Origin of the sequence: Cupriavidus necator, from assembly GCF_013141915.1 — a bacterium.
Classification (GTDB): Bacteria; Pseudomonadota; Gammaproteobacteria; order Burkholderiales; family Burkholderiaceae; genus Cupriavidus; species Cupriavidus necator_B.
In genome coordinates this window covers 100,771-116,140 of record NZ_SROX01000008.1, presented here as the reverse complement: position 1 = coordinate 116,140, position 15,370 = coordinate 100,771, and the positions used below count along the sequence as shown (strand labels likewise).

The 15,370-nt window shown below is 68.9% G+C and carries 16 protein-coding genes and 1 other RNA gene; 10 read left to right on the top strand and 7 right to left on the bottom strand.

Annotated features, from left to right (window positions below):
- Nucleotides 1-27: 27 nt before the first annotated feature.
- The 3 genes from E5S69_RS16625 (at nucleotide 28) to E5S69_RS16615 (ending at nucleotide 3,490) form a co-directional block, all read left to right on the top strand.
- Nucleotides 28-1,041: a Bug family tripartite tricarboxylate transporter substrate binding protein gene (locus tag E5S69_RS16625; RefSeq protein ID WP_171515758.1), complete on the top strand. Its 1,014-nt coding sequence runs from the start codon at nucleotides 28-30 to the stop codon at nucleotides 1,039-1,041.
- A 44-nt stretch (nucleotides 1,042-1,085) separates the two neighbouring features.
- On the top strand, nucleotides 1,086-1,868 hold the full coding sequence (locus E5S69_RS16620; protein WP_171515757.1) for an enoyl-CoA hydratase/isomerase family protein: 783 nt from the start codon (nucleotides 1,086-1,088) through the stop codon (nucleotides 1,866-1,868).
- A 68-nt stretch (nucleotides 1,869-1,936) separates the two neighbouring features.
- Complete coding sequence (locus E5S69_RS16615) at nucleotides 1,937-3,490, top strand: malonate--CoA ligase (protein WP_171515756.1); 1,554 nt, start codon at nucleotides 1,937-1,939, stop codon at nucleotides 3,488-3,490.
- Between the two features lie 105 nt (nucleotides 3,491-3,595).
- On the opposite strand, the gene E5S69_RS16610 is transcribed toward E5S69_RS16615, so the two are convergent.
- From E5S69_RS16610 to E5S69_RS16585, 6 genes are all read right to left on the bottom strand, one after another.
- Nucleotides 3,596-4,294 (bottom strand): SIMPL domain-containing protein, encoded by a 699-nt coding sequence (locus E5S69_RS16610; RefSeq protein WP_171515755.1) that lies wholly within the window; start codon nucleotides 4,292-4,294, stop codon nucleotides 3,596-3,598.
- A gap of 131 nt (nucleotides 4,295-4,425) precedes the next feature.
- On the bottom strand, nucleotides 4,426-5,250 hold the full coding sequence (locus E5S69_RS16605) for a sulfite exporter TauE/SafE family protein (RefSeq protein ID WP_171515911.1): 825 nt from the start codon (nucleotides 5,248-5,250) through the stop codon (nucleotides 4,426-4,428).
- 75 nt (nucleotides 5,251-5,325) lie between these two features.
- On the bottom strand, nucleotides 5,326-5,808 hold the full coding sequence (locus E5S69_RS16600; RefSeq protein ID WP_336510599.1) for an EVE domain-containing protein: 483 nt from the start codon (nucleotides 5,806-5,808) through the stop codon (nucleotides 5,326-5,328).
- A 97-nt stretch (nucleotides 5,809-5,905) separates the two neighbouring features.
- A non-coding RNA gene (gene ssrS / locus E5S69_RS16595) (6S RNA) lies at nucleotides 5,906-6,123 on the bottom strand.
- 234 nt (nucleotides 6,124-6,357) lie between these two features.
- Nucleotides 6,358-6,690 carry a cell division protein ZapA gene (locus E5S69_RS16590; RefSeq protein WP_115704457.1) on the bottom strand — a complete coding sequence of 111 codons (333 nt, stop codon included), beginning with the start codon at nucleotides 6,688-6,690 and terminating at the stop codon, nucleotides 6,358-6,360.
- Nucleotides 6,687-7,007: a hypothetical protein gene (locus E5S69_RS16585; protein ID WP_171515754.1), complete on the bottom strand. Its 321-nt coding sequence runs from the start codon at nucleotides 7,005-7,007 to the stop codon at nucleotides 6,687-6,689. Before E5S69_RS16585 ends, E5S69_RS16590 begins: the two co-directional genes overlap by 4 nt.
- Nucleotides 7,008-7,593: 586 nt before the next feature.
- On the opposite strand from E5S69_RS16585, the gene E5S69_RS16580 reads away from it, so the two are divergent.
- The 7 genes from E5S69_RS16580 to E5S69_RS16550 are packed head-to-tail and all read left to right on the top strand — an operon-like array spanning nucleotide 7,594 to nucleotide 14,447.
- Complete coding sequence (locus E5S69_RS16580; protein ID WP_171515753.1) at nucleotides 7,594-9,486, top strand: TonB-dependent receptor domain-containing protein; 1,893 nt, start codon at nucleotides 7,594-7,596, stop codon at nucleotides 9,484-9,486.
- A gap of 15 nt (nucleotides 9,487-9,501) precedes the next feature.
- Complete coding sequence (locus tag E5S69_RS16575) at nucleotides 9,502-10,509, top strand: FecCD family ABC transporter permease (RefSeq protein WP_171515752.1); 1,008 nt, start codon at nucleotides 9,502-9,504, stop codon at nucleotides 10,507-10,509.
- Complete coding sequence (locus E5S69_RS16570) at nucleotides 10,506-11,333, top strand: ABC transporter ATP-binding protein (RefSeq protein ID WP_171515751.1); 828 nt, start codon at nucleotides 10,506-10,508, stop codon at nucleotides 11,331-11,333. Before E5S69_RS16575 ends, E5S69_RS16570 begins: the two co-directional genes overlap by 4 nt.
- Before the next feature lie 5 nt (nucleotides 11,334-11,338).
- Complete coding sequence (gene cobO, locus E5S69_RS16565; RefSeq protein ID WP_171515750.1) at nucleotides 11,339-11,974, top strand: cob(I)yrinic acid a,c-diamide adenosyltransferase; 636 nt, start codon at nucleotides 11,339-11,341, stop codon at nucleotides 11,972-11,974.
- A 33-nt stretch (nucleotides 11,975-12,007) separates the two neighbouring features.
- Nucleotides 12,008-13,048 carry a nicotinate-nucleotide--dimethylbenzimidazole phosphoribosyltransferase gene (gene cobT / locus E5S69_RS16560; RefSeq protein ID WP_171515749.1) on the top strand — a complete coding sequence of 347 codons (1,041 nt, stop codon included), beginning with the start codon at nucleotides 12,008-12,010 and terminating at the stop codon, nucleotides 13,046-13,048.
- A complete protein-coding gene (locus tag E5S69_RS16555; RefSeq protein WP_171515748.1) occupies nucleotides 13,045-13,881 on the top strand; it encodes an adenosylcobinamide-GDP ribazoletransferase in 837 nt (278 codons plus the stop codon). Before cobT ends, E5S69_RS16555 begins: the two co-directional genes overlap by 4 nt.
- Nucleotides 13,866-14,447: a histidine phosphatase family protein gene (locus tag E5S69_RS16550; protein WP_171515747.1), complete on the top strand. Its 582-nt coding sequence runs from the start codon at nucleotides 13,866-13,868 to the stop codon at nucleotides 14,445-14,447. Before E5S69_RS16555 ends, E5S69_RS16550 begins: the two co-directional genes overlap by 16 nt.
- Here the strand turns inward: E5S69_RS16550 and E5S69_RS16545 are convergent, their stop codons facing one another.
- Nucleotides 14,448-15,353, bottom strand: a complete 906-nt coding sequence (locus tag E5S69_RS16545) for a cobalamin-binding protein (RefSeq protein ID WP_171515746.1) — start codon at nucleotides 15,351-15,353, stop codon at nucleotides 14,448-14,450.
- Between the last annotated feature and the right edge of the window lie 17 nt (nucleotides 15,354-15,370).

Below are 15,370 nucleotides of genomic sequence, written 5' to 3'. Positions count from 1 at the left end.
ACTTTCCAGAAGAGAGAGGAGACAAAGATGAATCGTCGTCAGTTCAGCCTGGCCGCCTGCGCGCGCGCAGCCGGCATGGCCCTCGGCGTGGCCGGCATCAGTGCCGGTGCCATGCTCGCCGTCCCCGCCGCGCATGCCGATACCTGGCCGTCCAAGCCGGTCACCGTGATCGTGCCGTTCCCCGCCGGCGGCGGCACCGACGCCTTCGCGCGCCCGCTGACCGCGCAGCTGTCCAAGCAGCTAGGCAAGCAGTTCGTGATCGACAACCGCGGCGGCGCCGGCGGCACGGTCGGCGCCAGCATTGCGGCCAAGGCCGCGCCGGACGGCTACACGGTGTTCATCGGCGGCGCCCACCACGCCATCGCGCCGTCGTTCTACAAGAAGCTGGACTACGACATCGAGAAGGATTTCATCCCGGTCACGGTGATCGCCCAGCCGCCGCAGGTGGTGGTGGTCAATCCCAACCGCGTCAAGGCCAATACGCTGCAGGAGCTGATTGCCTACGCCAAGGCCAACCCCGGCAAGCTGAACTACGGCTCGGCCGGCAATGGCTCGTCGCACCACCTGGCGGGCGAGCTGTTCAAGCTCCAGACCAAGACCTTCATCACCCATATCCCTTACAAGGGCGCCGGCCCGGCACTGTCCGACCTGATCGCAGGCCAGGTCGACCTGATGTTCGATGGCCTGGGTTCATCGGCGCAGCATATCCGCGCCGGCCGCATCAAGGCGCTGGCAGTGGCTTCGAGCAAGCGCTCGGCCGCCTTCCCCAACGTGCCGACCGCGGCCGAGGCCGGCGTGCCCAACTATGACGTCTCCACGTGGTACGCGATGTGGGTGCCCAAGGGCACGCCCAAGGACATCGTCGACCGCCTCTACACCGAGACCGAGAAGGCGCTGAACACGCCGGAGCTCAAGCAAGTCTGGCTTAACAACGGCTCCGAGACCCCGGCATTCACGCCGGAACAGTTCGGCCAGTTCCAGCATGCCGAGATCCGTCGCTGGGCCCAGGTGGTGCAGCAGTCCGGCGCCAAGATCGACTGACGCAAGGCCATGCCAATGCCGATCCGTAGCCAGGGGAAGCGCCCATGAGCGGCACCGTGCGCTTTGCCACGCAGGGCACCACCGCCACCGTAACGCTGTCGCACGCCGGCAAGCTCAACGCCATTTCCGCGCAGATGTGGCGCGAGCTGGCGGCGGGCTTTGCGCGGTTGTCGGCCGATACCTCGCTGCGCTGCGTGGTGGTGCGCGGCGCCGACGGCAATTTTGCCGCCGGCGCCGACATTGCCGAGTTTCCCGCGGAGCGCGGCGACGCCGTCGCGGTGCGCCACTACCACATGGCCACCATCGCACCCGCGCTGGCGGCGGTAGCGCACTGCGCGCATCCCACCGTGGCGATGATCGAAGGCGTCTGCGTCGGCGGCGGGCTGGAAATTGCCTGCCATTGCGACCTGCGCATCGCTGCGTCGGATAGCCGCTTCGGCGTGCCGATCAACCGGCTGGGCTTCCCGATGGCGCCCGGCGAGCTGCAAGGCCTGCTGACGCTGGCGGGCCGCGCCGCGACGCTGGAGATCCTGCTCGAGGGCCGCGTCTTCGACGCCGCCGAGGCGCGGGAAAAGGGCCTGCTGACGCGCGTGGTCGAACCTGGCGCGCTGGCCGCCGAGGTCGACGCCGCGGTGCGCCGCATCGCCGCCGGGGCGCCTGCCGCGGCGCGTATCAACAAGGCCACCATCCACCGGCTGGCGCCGTCGCCGGCGCCGCTGTCACCGGCGGAACTGGACGCGCATTTCGCCTATGCCGAAGGCGCGGACCACGCGGAAGGCGTCGCCGCCTTCCTCGCACGGCGGCCACCGCAATTCCGCGGGGAGTAGGGCGCGCCGCCGGCACTGCTTCCCATCTCGCTTGCTTCGTTTTCTTAGCCTTTCGTTCGACCCTCGCCATGAACGCCAACCTGTTCGCCCTGTTCGAATCCCGCTTTCCCGCTGACCGTAGCGCCTGCTGCATCGAGACGCACGACGGGCTGTACTACAGCTGGGATGACCTTGACCGCGCCACCGCCAAGCTGGCCAACCTGCTGGCCTCGCTGCACCTGCCCGAAGGCGCGCGCGTGGCGGTGCAGGTAGAAAAATCTCCCGAAGCGCTGTTCCTGTACCTGGCCACCCTGCGCGCCGGCTACGTCTACCTGCCGCTGAACACCGCCTACCAGGAAGCCGAGATCGATTACTTCGTCGGCAACGCCGAGCCGTCGGTAGTGGTCTGCAGCAGCAAGAACTTCGGCTGGGTCTCCAAGGTAGCGTTCCGCCACGGCGTGAACCACGTCTTTACGCTGGACGACGACCGCAGCGGCTCGCTGCTGTCGCGCGCGGCGGGCAAGGCCGATGCCTTCGACACGGTGGCGCGCGCGGACGATGACCTCGCTGCCATCCTCTATACCTCGGGCACCACCGGCCGCAGCAAGGGCGCGATGCTGACTCACCGCAACCTGGCCTCCAATGCGCAGACGCTGCATGACTTCTGGGGCTGGCGCAGCGACGACGTGCTGCTGCACATGCTGCCGATCTTCCACGTGCACGGCCTGTTCGTCGCGTCGCACGGCGCGCTGCTGGCGGGCGCCAAGATGATCTGGGCGCCGAAGCTCGACATGGCGCAAGTGCTGAAATTCCTGCCGCGCTGCACCGTGATGATGGGCGTGCCGACCTACTACGTGCGCATGCTGCAGGAGCCGCGCTTCGATGACGACACCTGCCGCCGCATGCGCCTGTTCGTGTCGGGCTCGGCGCCGCTGCTGCTGGAAACCTTCGACGCCTTCCGCGAGTGCACCGGCCATACCATCCTGGAACGCTACGGCATGAGCGAGACCGTGATGCTGGTGTCGAACCCGTATGACCCGGCGCTGGGCGAGCGCATTGGCGGCACCGTGGGCATGCCGCTGCCGGGCGTGTCGGTGCGCGTGGTCGACGGCGAAGGCAAGCCCTGCGCGCCGGGCGAGATCGGCAATGTCGAGGTCCGCGGCCCGAACGTGTTCAAGGGCTACTGGCGCATGCCGGAGAAGACCCGGGAAGAGTTCACCGACGACGGCTGGTTCAAGACCGGCGACGTCGGCCGCTTCGGCGGCGCCATGGTCAGCCAGGCCGGTGAGCGCGCGGTGCCGGACCACTACCTGACCATCGTCGGGCGCAGCAAGGACCTGATCATCTCGGGCGGCTACAACGTCTACCCGAAGGAAATCGAGAGCTTTATCGACGAGATGCCGGGCGTGGCGGAGAGTGCCGTGATCGGCGTGCCGCACGCGGATTTCGGCGAGGCGGTGGTGGCCGTGGTGGTGCGCAAGCCCGGGGCGGACATAAACGAGGGCGCGCTGATCGGCACCCTCAAGGGCCGCATCGCCAACTTCAAGGTGCCCAAGCGCGTGCACGTGGTGGACGAGTTGCCGCGCAATACCATGGGCAAGGTGCAGAAGAACGTGTTGCGGGAGAAGTTTGCGGTGCTTTAAGGAAGGTCGCGAAACGGCGTGGGGTTTTCAAACACTGCGCGGTTTGCTCCCCTCTCCCGCTTGCGGGAGAGGGGAGCAAACAAGCGGTCGATCGAAGGCGCCAGCTTACTTCAGCATCTGCACCGATCCATTCACCGACACCGTCACCTGCGTCTTGCCCCCTTCAACTGGCACCGGCACCGCGGCGTCGGCCATCATCGCCTTGGCGGCGCCGTACATGCGCGGCATCGGCGGCACCATGCCGGTTTCGTTGACGCTGACTTCGCGGATGGTGAAGCTGTTGTAGCCGAACAGCCGGGTGGTGGCCTGCGCCTTGCTGCGGAACGACGCGATGGCCTGCTCGGCCAGCTTGGCCTCGGCGGCCTCGCGTGCTTCGCGCGACAGCGAGAAGGCGATGTTCTGCACCTGCATCTGGCTGGCCAGCTCGCCCGCAAGCTTTGACACCGCCGAGAAATCGCGCGACTTCAGGATGACTTCGGAGCGTCCGCGCCACGTGCTGATGCGGCCGTTGCGGTCGGTGCTGGGATGGATGGTGAAGCCGCCGGATTCGGCGGTCACGCCCTGGACGCGGCGCGCCTGCGTGATGACGGCCTGGGTCCGGCTCGACAGGCCCGAGGAAATCGCCGCCGGTTCCGCGCCTTCCTGTTCCGCGGCCAGCGTCAGGTGCACGATATCGGTCGGCACCTCGGTGACGGCCTGCGCGGTCAGCGACAGCACGCCCGACGGCGTTTCCGTCGGGCCGCCGTGTGCGGAGGCGACGATGGCGGTGGTGCCGAGCAGGGTGGCGGCGAGCCATTGTTTCATGTGGTTCTCCCATTCAAACGTGATGGGTGTCAGACGTGGCAGGCCGGGCGATCGTTCCGCGACATTGCAAACGATTGTTGCAACGCCGTCGGGCCAGACTCTGGCGTCCCCCGTGCGGGTGACACGGCTCGTCAGAACGCCTGCCTGGCCCTCCACAACATATACGTGGCCAGGCACAGCAGCAGCACGGCAAAGATCCTGCGCAGTTGCCCCACATCCATGCGATGCGCGGTGCGCGCCCCCAGCGGCGCGGTCAGCACGCTTGCGCCTACGATCACCAGCAGCGCGGGCAGGTAGATATATCCGAGCGAACCCGCCGGCAGCCCCGGCATCTGCCAGCCGCTCCAGACATAGCCCGCCACGCTCGCCGCGGCGATCGGGAAGCCGAGCGCGGCCGAGGTCGCCACCGCGTTGTGGATCGGCACATTGCACCAGGTCATGAACGGCACCGAGACAAAGGCGCCGCCCGCGCCGACCAGGCTCGACAGGAAGCCGATCACGCCGCCCGCCCCGGCCATGCCGGCGAAGCCCGGCAGCTGGCGCCCGGGCTTGGGCCGGCGGTTGCGCAGCATCTGCAGCGCCGAGAAGCCGACGAAGCCTGCGAATGCCAGCGACAACCAGCTGGTCTTCAGCGCCGCAAAGACCTTACCACCGCCGACCATGCCACCGATCACAATGCCTGGCGCCAGCGCCAGCACGATCGGCCAGCGTACTGCGCCGCGCTTGTGGTGCGCGCGCACGGACGACAGCGAGGTGAACAGGATGGTGCCCATCGAGGTAGCGATCGCCATATGGACGATGGCTTCGCCGGCAAAGCCCAGGCTGGTGAACAGCAGCGTCAGAAACGGCACCATCATCATGCCGCCGCCCACGCCCAGCAGGCCGGCGCAGAAACCAGTGAAAGCGCCCAGCGCCAGCAGGGCGGGGATCAGCACCGGCAGGTTGTCGAACGGCATCGTGTCTGGAAGGTCGTTGTTATTGTGGTCGGCAGCCTTGCCGCGCGCGGGGGGCAGGGCCCGGCGCATCCGGGCTCAGCGCATCAGCTTGCCGGTGATGAAGCGCCATTCCGCCGGCGTCACCGGCGTGATCGAGAGCCGGTTGCCGCGCCGGAGCACGACCATGTCGGCCAGCGCTTCATGCTCGCGCAGTTCGGCCAGCGGGATCAGGCGGCTCTTGCTTTCGAAGCGCACGTCGACCAGCAGCCAGCGCGGAGCCTCCGCCTTCGAGGCGGCATCGAAATACGGGCTCTTGGGGTCGAACTGGGTAGGGTCAGGGTAGGGTGGGGAACAGACCTCGGCCAGGCCGGCAATGCCGGGCTCCGGGCACGAAGAGTGGTAGAACAGCACGCCGTCGCCGACCTGCATGGCATCGCGCATGAAGTTGCGTGCCTGGTAATTGCGCACGCCGGTCCACGGCAGCGTGCGTTCCCGGGCCAGGTCATCGATGCTGGCTTCGTCCGGTTCCGATTTCATCAGCCAGTACTGGCGGGCGCGTTGGTTCTGGTTAGGGCTCACGGCGCTGCTCAGGAAAGGAAGGCCCGTGCGGGAAAATACGGGCAGGCATGCAGGCAAGAAAAAAGGCGATGGTTCAGAAAACCACCGCCTTTTTAAGGGGGTCCCCGCCTCGGCCGCTGGATCGGCATCCTGAACCCAAGTGAGGTTCAGAGTGGCTGCGGAAGTCGCATTTCGGGTACATCATCCACTCAGGGAGTCCAGGCCAGGCCCGGACTATGAATGCGACGACGCGCTCGCCCACGCGACATAATCCCGCACCATGCAATGCATATCGGTTCAAGGAGTTTATGACCCTCACGAACCAGGCAGGGAAACTGTCAAACGTCTGACTCTCCACGTGCGGGATATCAGACGTTTGCCGTTTCGGACTAGGATGGGATGAAAACGGCGGCCGGGCGCGATAACCCGACCTGTCAGCTGCACTTCTGTGGTGCCTCGTGCAGTCTGGCTACACTATACACCGCGTCGCAGGGCATACCAAGTCCACTCGCGCGTGTCGTTACATTTTGCGTGGCAGCGCGGCATCCGCAGCACATCCCCTTGCCGCGCTCAGCCGCGCGTACCGGTGCCCACGTGGGCATATTGCCGCAGCGCCTCGTCGGCGCGGTCGTTCAGTTCGCGGATGCGCGCGCGGATGGCGTCGACCGGGATCGCGCCCTCGGCCTGCTGCTTGCGCTGCATCGACAGCAGGTCCGAGGCAATGCTGATGGCGGCCATCACCGCCACGCGCTCCACGCCCTTGGCCGCGCTGCCGCTGCGCAGCTTGTTCATCTGCGTGTCGACCAGTGCGACCGCCTCGAGCAGCGCGGCCTCGTTCTCGGGCGCGATGGCAAAGCGGTAGGCCTGGCCGGCGATGTTGACTTCGACTTGCTTGTTGCTCATGCGTGTTCTCCGGGGGCCTTGTGCGCTTCGGCGCCCTGCGCCGCGGCCGCTTCGCCGAGCAGGTCGAGCTGGCGCGTGTCGCTGGCGGTCGGCAGCTTGTCAAGGATGGACTGGATGCGCAGCTGCGCTTCCTCGATCTTGATATTGAGCAGTTCGCGGTCGGCGGCCATGGCCTCGCGCTCGCCGCGCAATTGCGCGGCTTCGCCCTCCAGCCGCGCGATCTCGTCGCGCAGCCGCTGGTTCTCCGCCGCCAGGGTGTCCGCATGGTGCAGCACGCGCCCGATCTTGGCGGCCAGTTGTTCGAGTTCGGTGAGCATAGGGCCTGTCATGATGGGAGTAGTGTCAGGTATCGCGATTCTAGCCGATGCGCCGGCATGCACAATGTGGAGGAAAGGTTTGTGACCGGCCACCCGCATGGAAGTTGCAGGCTTCTGCACACAAGACGCTGCGAGAGTGTGACAAAACGCTACCGTCGGCGCGCGGTGATCGCGTTGACGCGGCGAGCGAAACGCCCTAGACTCGCGCACGTTCCAGGTGCTCGCCCGGTTCGCCCCAGGCGAAAGGGCAGTTCAACGGGAAACAGGGAGTCGGGCCGGCTGCGCGCCGGACAGGCCAACCTGTGCTGCCCCCGCAACGGTAAGCGACCGCGGTGCGCATCCGCCAGCCTCGCCGACAGTCACTGTCGGCAACGCTGCTGGCGGGCCCCATCCGTCATCGGATGCCAGGCCACATGCCCGCAGGACCGGCCACACGCCACTGAACCGCAGGTTCGGGAAGGCGCCGGTTTCGTGTCGCCAGCCCGGATACCGGCCTGAACGCGGGCTGCCGCCCGTGCGCGGCACGCCTCATCGCCATATGGCCCGCGGGGGAACGGGCCCGGCCGTTTCTATCCAGTCCTGCATCATGCGTTCATCGCTCCACAGGTCGAACCGCCCGGCAAGCCCGGCGGTGCGTCCGTCCGTGCCCGCCATCCTGGCGGCCATGGCTTCGTTCACCCTGGTTTCCGGTACTGCGTCGGCACAAGCGGCGGATAGCAGCGCCGCGCAGCTTGCGCCGGTGGTGGTCACGTCCACCCGCACCGCGCAAGCCATTACGGAGGCGCTGCCGCATACCACGGTGGTCACGCAGCAGGACATTGCCAACGCGCAGGCGCCTGACTTGCGCACGCTGCTGCGCAGCCAGGCCGGGGTGGAGTTCTCCACCAACGGCGGCATGGGCAGCAACACCTCGCTGTTCATGCGCGGCGCCAATTCCAACCAGACGCTGATCCTGATCGACGGCATGCGGGTCTCGTCGGCCAGCAGCGGCACCGCGCAGCTGGCCAATATCCTGCCCGACCAGATCGAGCGGATCGAGGTGGTGCGCGGCAACGTCTCGGCGCTGTACGGCTCGGACGCGATCGGCGGCGTGGTGCAGATCTTCACCAAGAGCGGCGCCGGCCAGGCGCCGGCGGCCAATGCGCAGGTGGAGTACGGCAGCAACAACACGCGCCAGGGCACGGTCGGCTATGGCGGCCAGGTCGGCGATACCTCGTTCAACCTGACCGGGTCGGCGTTCAAGACCGACGGCTTCTCGTCGATCAACACGAAGCAGGCGCCGCGCGCGAACCCCAACGACAACCCGTACGAGAACCAGAGCGTGTCGGGCCAGGTGAAGCATCGCTTCACGCCAGACTGGGATGCGGGCGTCACCGGCTACTACGCGAAGAGCAAGCTGTCGTTCGACAGCGCCTTTGGCCGTCCCACCGACGAGAACCGCACCAACAGCGAGCTGTACACGCTGTCGGCGTTCGTCAACGGCAAGCTCGGCGCGGACTGGAGCACGCATTTCAAGCTGTCGCAGAGCGAGGACCGCAGCGACACCTTCCTCAACGGCAACCCGAACGGCACCTTCAATACGCGCAACCGCCAGTTCAACTGGCAGAACGAGTATGCGCTGGCCGCCGGCCACACGCTGCTGTTCGGCACCGACTACTTGCAGCAGGAGCTGGACTCGAGCGCCTACGGCGCCCCCACGCGCAATGTGTTCTCGGTTTTCGGCGGCTATGACGGGCGCTTCGGCAAGCACCAGCTGCAGCTCAATGCGCGCAACGACCACTATTCCGACTTCGGCAACCAGGGCAGCTTCTTTGCCGGCTATGGCTACAACCTGACCGACGCGCTGAAGCTGATCGCCAACGTCAGCAACGCCTTCCGCGCGCCGACCTTCAACGAGCTGTACTACCCCAACTTCGGCCAGCCGAACCTGCAGCCCGAGCGCGCCAAGTCGGTCGAGGCCGGCGTGCAGTACACCACCGCCAGCGCCGGACTGCTGCGCGTGACCGCGTTCGAGACGCGCTACAACGACCTAATCGTGTCGGCCCTGCAGCCCAACGGCATGTTCCTGGCGCAAAACGTCAACAAGGCCAAGGTGCAGGGCATCGAGGCTTCCTGGCGCGCCAGCGTCTACGGCACCGATATCGGCGCCAGCGTGACTTTCCAGAATCCGGTCGACGAGCAGTCCGACACCCAGCTGCTGCGCCGCGCGCGCCGCCATGCCGCGCTCGACGTGGGCCGCAACTTCGGCAACTGGCGCTTTGGCGGCGAATGGCTGGTGTCGTCGTCGCGCATGGATGCCGGCTCGCGCCGGCTGGGCGGATACGGTATCGTCAACCTGAACGCCCGCTACAACATCGACAAGCAATGGTTCATCGCCGCCCGCGTCGAAAACCTGTTCGACAAGGACTACCAGCTCGCCTACCCCTACAACACGCAGGGGCGCGCGGGCTTCATCACGCTGGGCTGGCGCCAGCGATGAGCGCGCGGGCGCGCCATGTCTGAGTTCCGGCGCGCCCTGGCGATCTGGCTGGTGCTGGCGCTCGCGGCGCTGCTGGCGTTCGCCTTGTCATTGGCGCTCGGCAGCGTTTCGCTCGATGCGCGCGCGTTGTGGCTGGCGCTGACCGGGGCCGACACCGGCACCGCCGGCGCCATCGTGCGCGAGCTGCGCCTGCCGCGCGCGGCCGCGGCCTTTGCCTGCGGCGGCCTGCTGGCCTTGTCCGGTGCGCTGATGCAGGTGCTGCTGCGCAACCCGCTGGCCGAGCCCTATGTGCTCGGCGTATCGGGCGGCGCCTCCACCGCCGCGCTGCTGGCAATGCTGGCGCTGGCGCCCTGGTGGGGTGTGCAGGCCGCCGCGGCGATCGGTGCCTTGCTGGCGATGGTGCTGGTGGCCTCGCTGGCGCGGCGCGACCTGCTGCACCCGCAGGTGCAGGGCGGCCACCGCGAAGCCGGCGCGCGGCTGCTGCTGACCGGCGTGATCCTGGCCGCCGGCTGGGGCGCGGTGATCACGCTGATCCTGTCCGTCGCGCCGGAGTCGCGCCTGCGCGGCATGCTGTTCTGGCTGACCGGCGACCTGAGCGGCACTGCCAGCTACGGCGGCGCACTCGCCATGCTGGCGGTGGCGCTGATGCTGGCCATGCCGATGGCGCGGGCGCTCAACGTGATGCTGCTGGGCGAGACCGTGGCGCAGTCGCTGGGCGTGCGCGTGGGCCGCGTGCGGCTGGCCACCTTCATGCTGGCGTCGCTGTGCATTGCCGCGGCCATCACCACGGCCGGTTCGATCGGCTTTGTCGGACTGGTGGTGCCGCACCTGGTGCGGCTGGCCTGGGGCAACGACCAGCGCCTGCTGCTGCCGGCCGCGACGCTGCTGGGCGGGGCACTGCTGATGGCCGCCGACCTGATCGCACGCACCGTGGTGGCGCCGGCGCAGTTGCCGGTGGGCGTGATCACCGGGCTGCTGGGCGTGCCGACTTTCCTCTACCTGCTGTTGCGGAGGCCGCGATGAGCGCTGGCACGCACTGGTCCCTGCCGCGCGCCGTGTGTCCGCGGCTGACTTTGCGCGAGGTGCGGCTGCGCACCGGCCAGCGCGTGCTGGTGGACCACCTGACCCTGGCCATCGGTGCCGGCGAGCTCTGGTGCATCGCCGGCCCGAACGGCGCCGGCAAGTCCACGCTGATGACAGTGCTAGCCGGATTGCGCCACGCCGATGGCGGCAGCGTCGAGATCGACGGCACCGCGCCGGCGCGCGTCGACCCCGCGGTGCTGGCGCGCCAGCGCGCCTACCTGCCGCAAGCCGTGCATGACACCTTCCCGATGCCGGTGCTCGACGCCGTGCGCGTCGGCCGCCATCCGCACCTGTCCGGCTGGGGCTGGAGCGGGCGCGAGGACGACCGCATCGTTCATGACGTGATCCGCGCGATGGATATCGAGGCGCTGGCCACGCGCGACGTGCTGACGCTGTCCGGCGGCGAACGCCAGCGCGTCTCGCTGGCCGCGGCGCTGGCGCAGCAGGCGCCGCTGCTGTTGCTCGACGAACCGGTCTCGCACCTTGACCTGCGCCACCAGATCCTGGTGCTGGATCAACTGGCCGCGCTGGCCAGGGCAGGGCGCCATGCCGTGGTGGTGATCCTGCACGACCTGACACTGGCGCTGCGCTACGCCACCCATGCCCTGCTGATGGCCGAAGACGGCATCGCGCTGCACGGCCCGGCCGCGCAGGTGCTGACCCCCGAACACTGCTCGCGTGCGCTGCGCACCCCCATTGTCAGCGTCAGCGACGGCGTGCACACCGCGCTGGTCCCCGATGGCGCGCGCGACTCCACCCGATAGAGACCATGACTGAAGAAAACCAGAACCCCGCCGCGCAGGACCCGGACCGCGATGCCCGCCACAAGGCGCGCATGGTGCGCAAGAAGGAAGTCGTCGACGCGAAGATTGCCGCGGCGCAGGATGAGCGCGGCGTGATCGTCATCACCACCGGCAATGGCAAGGGCAAGTCCAGCTCCGGCTTTGGCATGGTGGTGCGCGCGCTAGGCCACGGCATGCGCACCGGCGTGGTCCAGTTTATCAAGGGCGCGCAGCCCACCGGCGAAGAGATGTTCCTGCGCCGCTTTCCCGACCAATGCGCCTTCCACGTGATGGGCGAGGGCTATACCTGGGAAACCCAGGACCGCGCCCGCGACGTGGCCAAGGCCGAGGCCGCATGGGAAGTGGCGCGCGGCATGCTGCGCGATCCCGGCATCGGCCTGGTGCTGTTCGACGAACTGAACATCGCGCTCAAGCTGCACTATCTTGATGTGGAACAGGTCATTGCCGACCTGCGCGCGCGCCCGCCGCTGCAGCACGTCGTCATTACCGGCCGCGGCGCGCCGCCGGCGCTGGTCGACGCGGCCGACACCGTCACCGACATGACCCCCGTCAAGCATGCGTTCCAGCAGGGCATCAAGGCCCAGCGCGGCGTGGAAATGTAGGCCCATTTTTCTGGATTACCGAGTCAAGGCATCATGCAGTTTCCCGAAATCACTCCGCTCGACGACGCCCTGCGCCCCGTGCTGCAGGCCGCCATCGACGACAAGACCAAGCCGCTCGGCGCGCTGGGCCGGCTGGAAGCGCTGGCCCTGCAGCTGGGCCTGATCCTCGGCACGGCGCGGCCGGCGCTGCGGCGGCCCACGGTGGTCGTGTTTGCCGCTGACCACGGCGTCGCCGACGCCGGCGTCAGCGCCTATCCGGCCGAGGTCACGGCGCAGATGGTGCAGAACTTCCTGGCCGGCGGCGCGGCGATCAACGTGTTCTCGCGCCAGCACGGCATTGCGCTGGAGATCGTCGACGCGGGCGTGCGCGTGCCGCTGCCGGCGGCGCCGGGCCTGGTCAACTGCCGCATCGCCGACGGCACCCGCAACTTCGCGGCCGAGCCCGCGATGACACCGGCGCAGGCCGCCGCGGCGATGACCGCGGGCATGGCGCGCGTGCTGCGCCATGCGCAGCAGGGCTGCAATGTGATCGGCTTCGGCGAGATGGGCATTGCCAACACGTCGGCCGCGGCGTGCCTGATGCAGCGGCTGACCGGCCTGCCGCTGGATGAGTGCATCGGGCGCGGCACCGGGCTGGACGATGCCGGCCTCGCGCGCAAGCGCGAGGTGCTGGCGGGCGCGCTGGCGCTGCATGCCGACGCGCAGGCGCCGCTGGACGTGCTGGCTACCTTCGGCGGCTTCGAGATCGCGATGATGGCCGGCGCCTTCCTCGCCGCCGCGGCCAGCCGCATGGTGATCCTGGTCGACGGCTTTATCGCCACGGCCGCGCTGCTGGTGGCGCAGCGGCTGGACCCCAACGTGCTGCCGTACTGCGTGTTCACGCACTGCTCGCATGAGCGCGGCCATCGCGCGCTGCTGGCGCAGTTCGAGGCCGCGCCGCTGCTGGCGCTGGACCTGCGCCTGGGCGAAGGCACGGGCTGCGCGCTGGCATGGCCGCTGCTGGCCTCCGCGGCGGCGTTCCTGAACGAGATGGCCACGTTCAGCGGCGCCGGCGTCAGCACCGCTTCGCCATGAGCGCGCCATCCGACCCGGTGCCCGCGCCCGTGCCGGAACCGCGCGGCCCCGCCGGCTTGCCCGGCGAGCTGCGCTATTTCCTGACGGCGCTGGGTTATTTCACGCGCGTGCCGTTGCCCGGCTGGCTGGCGCGCTGGGTCGGATTCGAACCGCATTACCTGCATGCCGCCGCGCGCTATTTCCCGCTGGTCGGCCTGCTGGTAGGTGGCGCCGGCGCGTTGGTCACCTGGGGCGCGGCGCTGTGGTGGCCGCCCGGTGTGGCGGTGCTGCTGGGGATGGCCGCGACGCTGCTGCTGACCGGCGCCTTCCATGAAGACGGACTGGCCGATTGCGTCGATGCTTTCGGCGGCGCGTGGCAGCGCGAGGACGTGCTGCGCATCATGCATGATTCGCGCATCGGCGCCTTCGGCGCGATCGCGCTGGTGGTGGCGCTGCTGCTCAAGTGGCAGCTGCTGGTGGCCATCGCCGGGCGCGGCGGCATGGCGGTGCTGCTCGCCGTGCTGGTCGCCGCGCATGCCGCCAGCCGCGCGATGGCGGTCAGCTATCTCGCCACGCTGGCCTATGTGCGCGCGCAAGGCAAGGCCAAGCCGGTGGCGCAGAAGCTGGCTGGCGCGGGCCTGGTGTTGGCGCTGCTGTGCGGGCTGGTGCCGCTGTGGCTGGTGTCGCCATGGTTCTGCGCCGCGGCCGTCGCGGCGCTGTTGTGTCTGCGCCTGCTGCTCGGCCGCTACTTTGTGCGCCGCATCGGCGGCTATACCGGCGACTGCCTCGGCATGGCGCAGCAATGCGCCGAGATCCTGCTCTACCTGGTGGCCGCGGCATGGACGTGGTCCTGATCCGCCACGCGCAGCCGCAGGTGGCACCCGGCACCTGCTACGGCTGCCTGGACCTGCCGCTGTTGGCGCCGCTGGCGCCTCCCGCCACGCAGATCGCCGCCGGGCTGCCCGCACCCGATCGCATCGTGGCCAGCCCGCTGGCGCGCGCGCTGGATACGGCGCGGGCACTGGCGCAGGCGTGGGCCGGCCCCTTGCCGGCGATCGAAACCGAACCCGCGTTGCGCGAGATCGACTTCGGCAGCTGGGAGGGCGTGGCCTGGGATGCGATCGACCGTGCCGCGCTGGACCAGTGGGCGGCCGACCTGCTGCACGCGCGCCCGCATGGCGGCGAAGCGCCGGCGCAGGCGATGGCCCGGGTCGTCGAGTGGGCCGCAACGCTGGCGGGGGCACGCGATCAATGCGTCTGGGTGGTCGGCCATGCCGGCCCGATGCGCATGCTGGCGGCGCACTGGCTGGGCGTGCCGCTGGCGGCCACGCTCGACTGGGAGCTGGGCTTTGGTGCCAGCTGCCGTTTCCGGCTGGGGCAGGGCGCGGCGCGGCTGTGCTGGTGGAACCGCGCCGGCTGATCAGCGCGCGGGCCGGCGGCTGCGCGCCGTGTCGAGGTCCTTGCAGATCTGCGCGGCGCCTTGCACCACGCGTGGGCCGGCACGGTTGACCAGGTCGCCGTCGATCACGAACAGGTTGTTGCGCGCCACCGCCGTGACCTGCGGCCAGCGCCGCCACATCTCGAAGTCCGGCAGCGGCTGGTCCGAGCGCGTCGCGCCGATGCCCGCGGTCAGCATTGCCTCGGGATTGCCCGCGATCACCGCTTCGACCGACACGGTCGGCACCAGCGGCGTCTCCGCGGCGAACAGATTGCGCCCGCCGCACAGCGCCAGCATGTCGCTGACCAGGTGCTGGCCGTTGAGCGTCATCAGCGGCTGCTGCCAGACCTGGTAGAACACGGTCACCGGCGGTCGCGCCGCATAGGTCTTGCGCAGCGTCTCCACCTGCTGGCGGAAGCCGTCGGCGGCGCGCCGCGCAGTGGCGTCGGTGCCCAGCAGCGTGCCGAGCTTCTCGATGTTCTCCGGGATCGTCTCCAGCCTGCGCGGCTCGCTGTAGAACAGCGGGATGCCGAGCGCGCGCAGCCGGTCGGTCTGTTTCTGCGCATTGCCGTGGCGCCACACCACGATCAGGTCAGGCTTGAGCGCGGCAATGCGTTCGAGATCCAGTGCCTTGTTGTCCCCCACGCGCGCGATCGCGCGCGCCTGTGGCGGGTAGTCGCTGTAGCTGACGGTGCCGACGATGCGTTCGCCCCCGCCCGCGGCGAACAGCATCTCGGTGACGTGCGGCGCCAGCGCGACCACGCGGCGCGCGGGCTGCGGCAGCGTCACGGTCTGGCCCGTGTCATCGACGACGGACACCGCCGCGGTTGCGGGCAGTGACGCGAGCAGCAGAGCGGCGGCGATCACAGGGTTCAGACAGTTCGGCATGGCATTCGGCAGTATTG

Excerpts from the sequence above, each read along its gene's own strand:
- E5S69_RS16625 (WP_171515758.1), top strand. The coding sequence starts at position 28 with ATGAATCGTCGTCAGTTCAGCCTGGCCGCCTGCGCGCGCGCAGCCGGC.
- E5S69_RS16620 (WP_171515757.1), top strand. The coding sequence starts at position 1,086 with ATGAGCGGCACCGTGCGCTTTGCCACGCAGGGCACCACCGCCACCGTA.
- E5S69_RS16615 (WP_171515756.1), top strand. The coding sequence starts at position 1,937 with ATGAACGCCAACCTGTTCGCCCTGTTCGAATCCCGCTTTCCCGCTGAC.
- E5S69_RS16610 (WP_171515755.1), bottom strand. The coding sequence starts at position 4,294 with ATGAAACAATGGCTCGCCGCCACCCTGCTCGGCACCACCGCCATCGTC.
- E5S69_RS16605 (WP_171515911.1), bottom strand. The coding sequence starts at position 5,250 with ATGCCGTTCGACAACCTGCCGGTGCTGATCCCCGCCCTGCTGGCGCTG.
- E5S69_RS16590 (WP_115704457.1), bottom strand. The coding sequence starts at position 6,690 with ATGAGCAACAAGCAAGTCGAAGTCAACATCGCCGGCCAGGCCTACCGC.
- E5S69_RS16585 (WP_171515754.1), bottom strand. The coding sequence starts at position 7,007 with ATGCTCACCGAACTCGAACAACTGGCCGCCAAGATCGGGCGCGTGCTG.
- E5S69_RS16580 (WP_171515753.1), top strand. The coding sequence starts at position 7,594 with ATGCGTTCATCGCTCCACAGGTCGAACCGCCCGGCAAGCCCGGCGGTG.
- E5S69_RS16575 (WP_171515752.1), top strand. The coding sequence starts at position 9,502 with ATGTCTGAGTTCCGGCGCGCCCTGGCGATCTGGCTGGTGCTGGCGCTC.
- E5S69_RS16570 (WP_171515751.1), top strand. The coding sequence starts at position 10,506 with ATGAGCGCTGGCACGCACTGGTCCCTGCCGCGCGCCGTGTGTCCGCGG.
- cobO (WP_171515750.1), top strand. The coding sequence starts at position 11,339 with ATGACTGAAGAAAACCAGAACCCCGCCGCGCAGGACCCGGACCGCGAT.
- cobT (WP_171515749.1), top strand. The coding sequence starts at position 12,008 with ATGCAGTTTCCCGAAATCACTCCGCTCGACGACGCCCTGCGCCCCGTG.
- E5S69_RS16555 (WP_171515748.1), top strand. The coding sequence starts at position 13,045 with ATGAGCGCGCCATCCGACCCGGTGCCCGCGCCCGTGCCGGAACCGCGC.
- E5S69_RS16550 (WP_171515747.1), top strand. The coding sequence starts at position 13,866 with ATGGACGTGGTCCTGATCCGCCACGCGCAGCCGCAGGTGGCACCCGGC.
- E5S69_RS16545 (WP_171515746.1), bottom strand. The coding sequence starts at position 15,353 with ATGCCGAACTGTCTGAACCCTGTGATCGCCGCCGCTCTGCTGCTCGCG.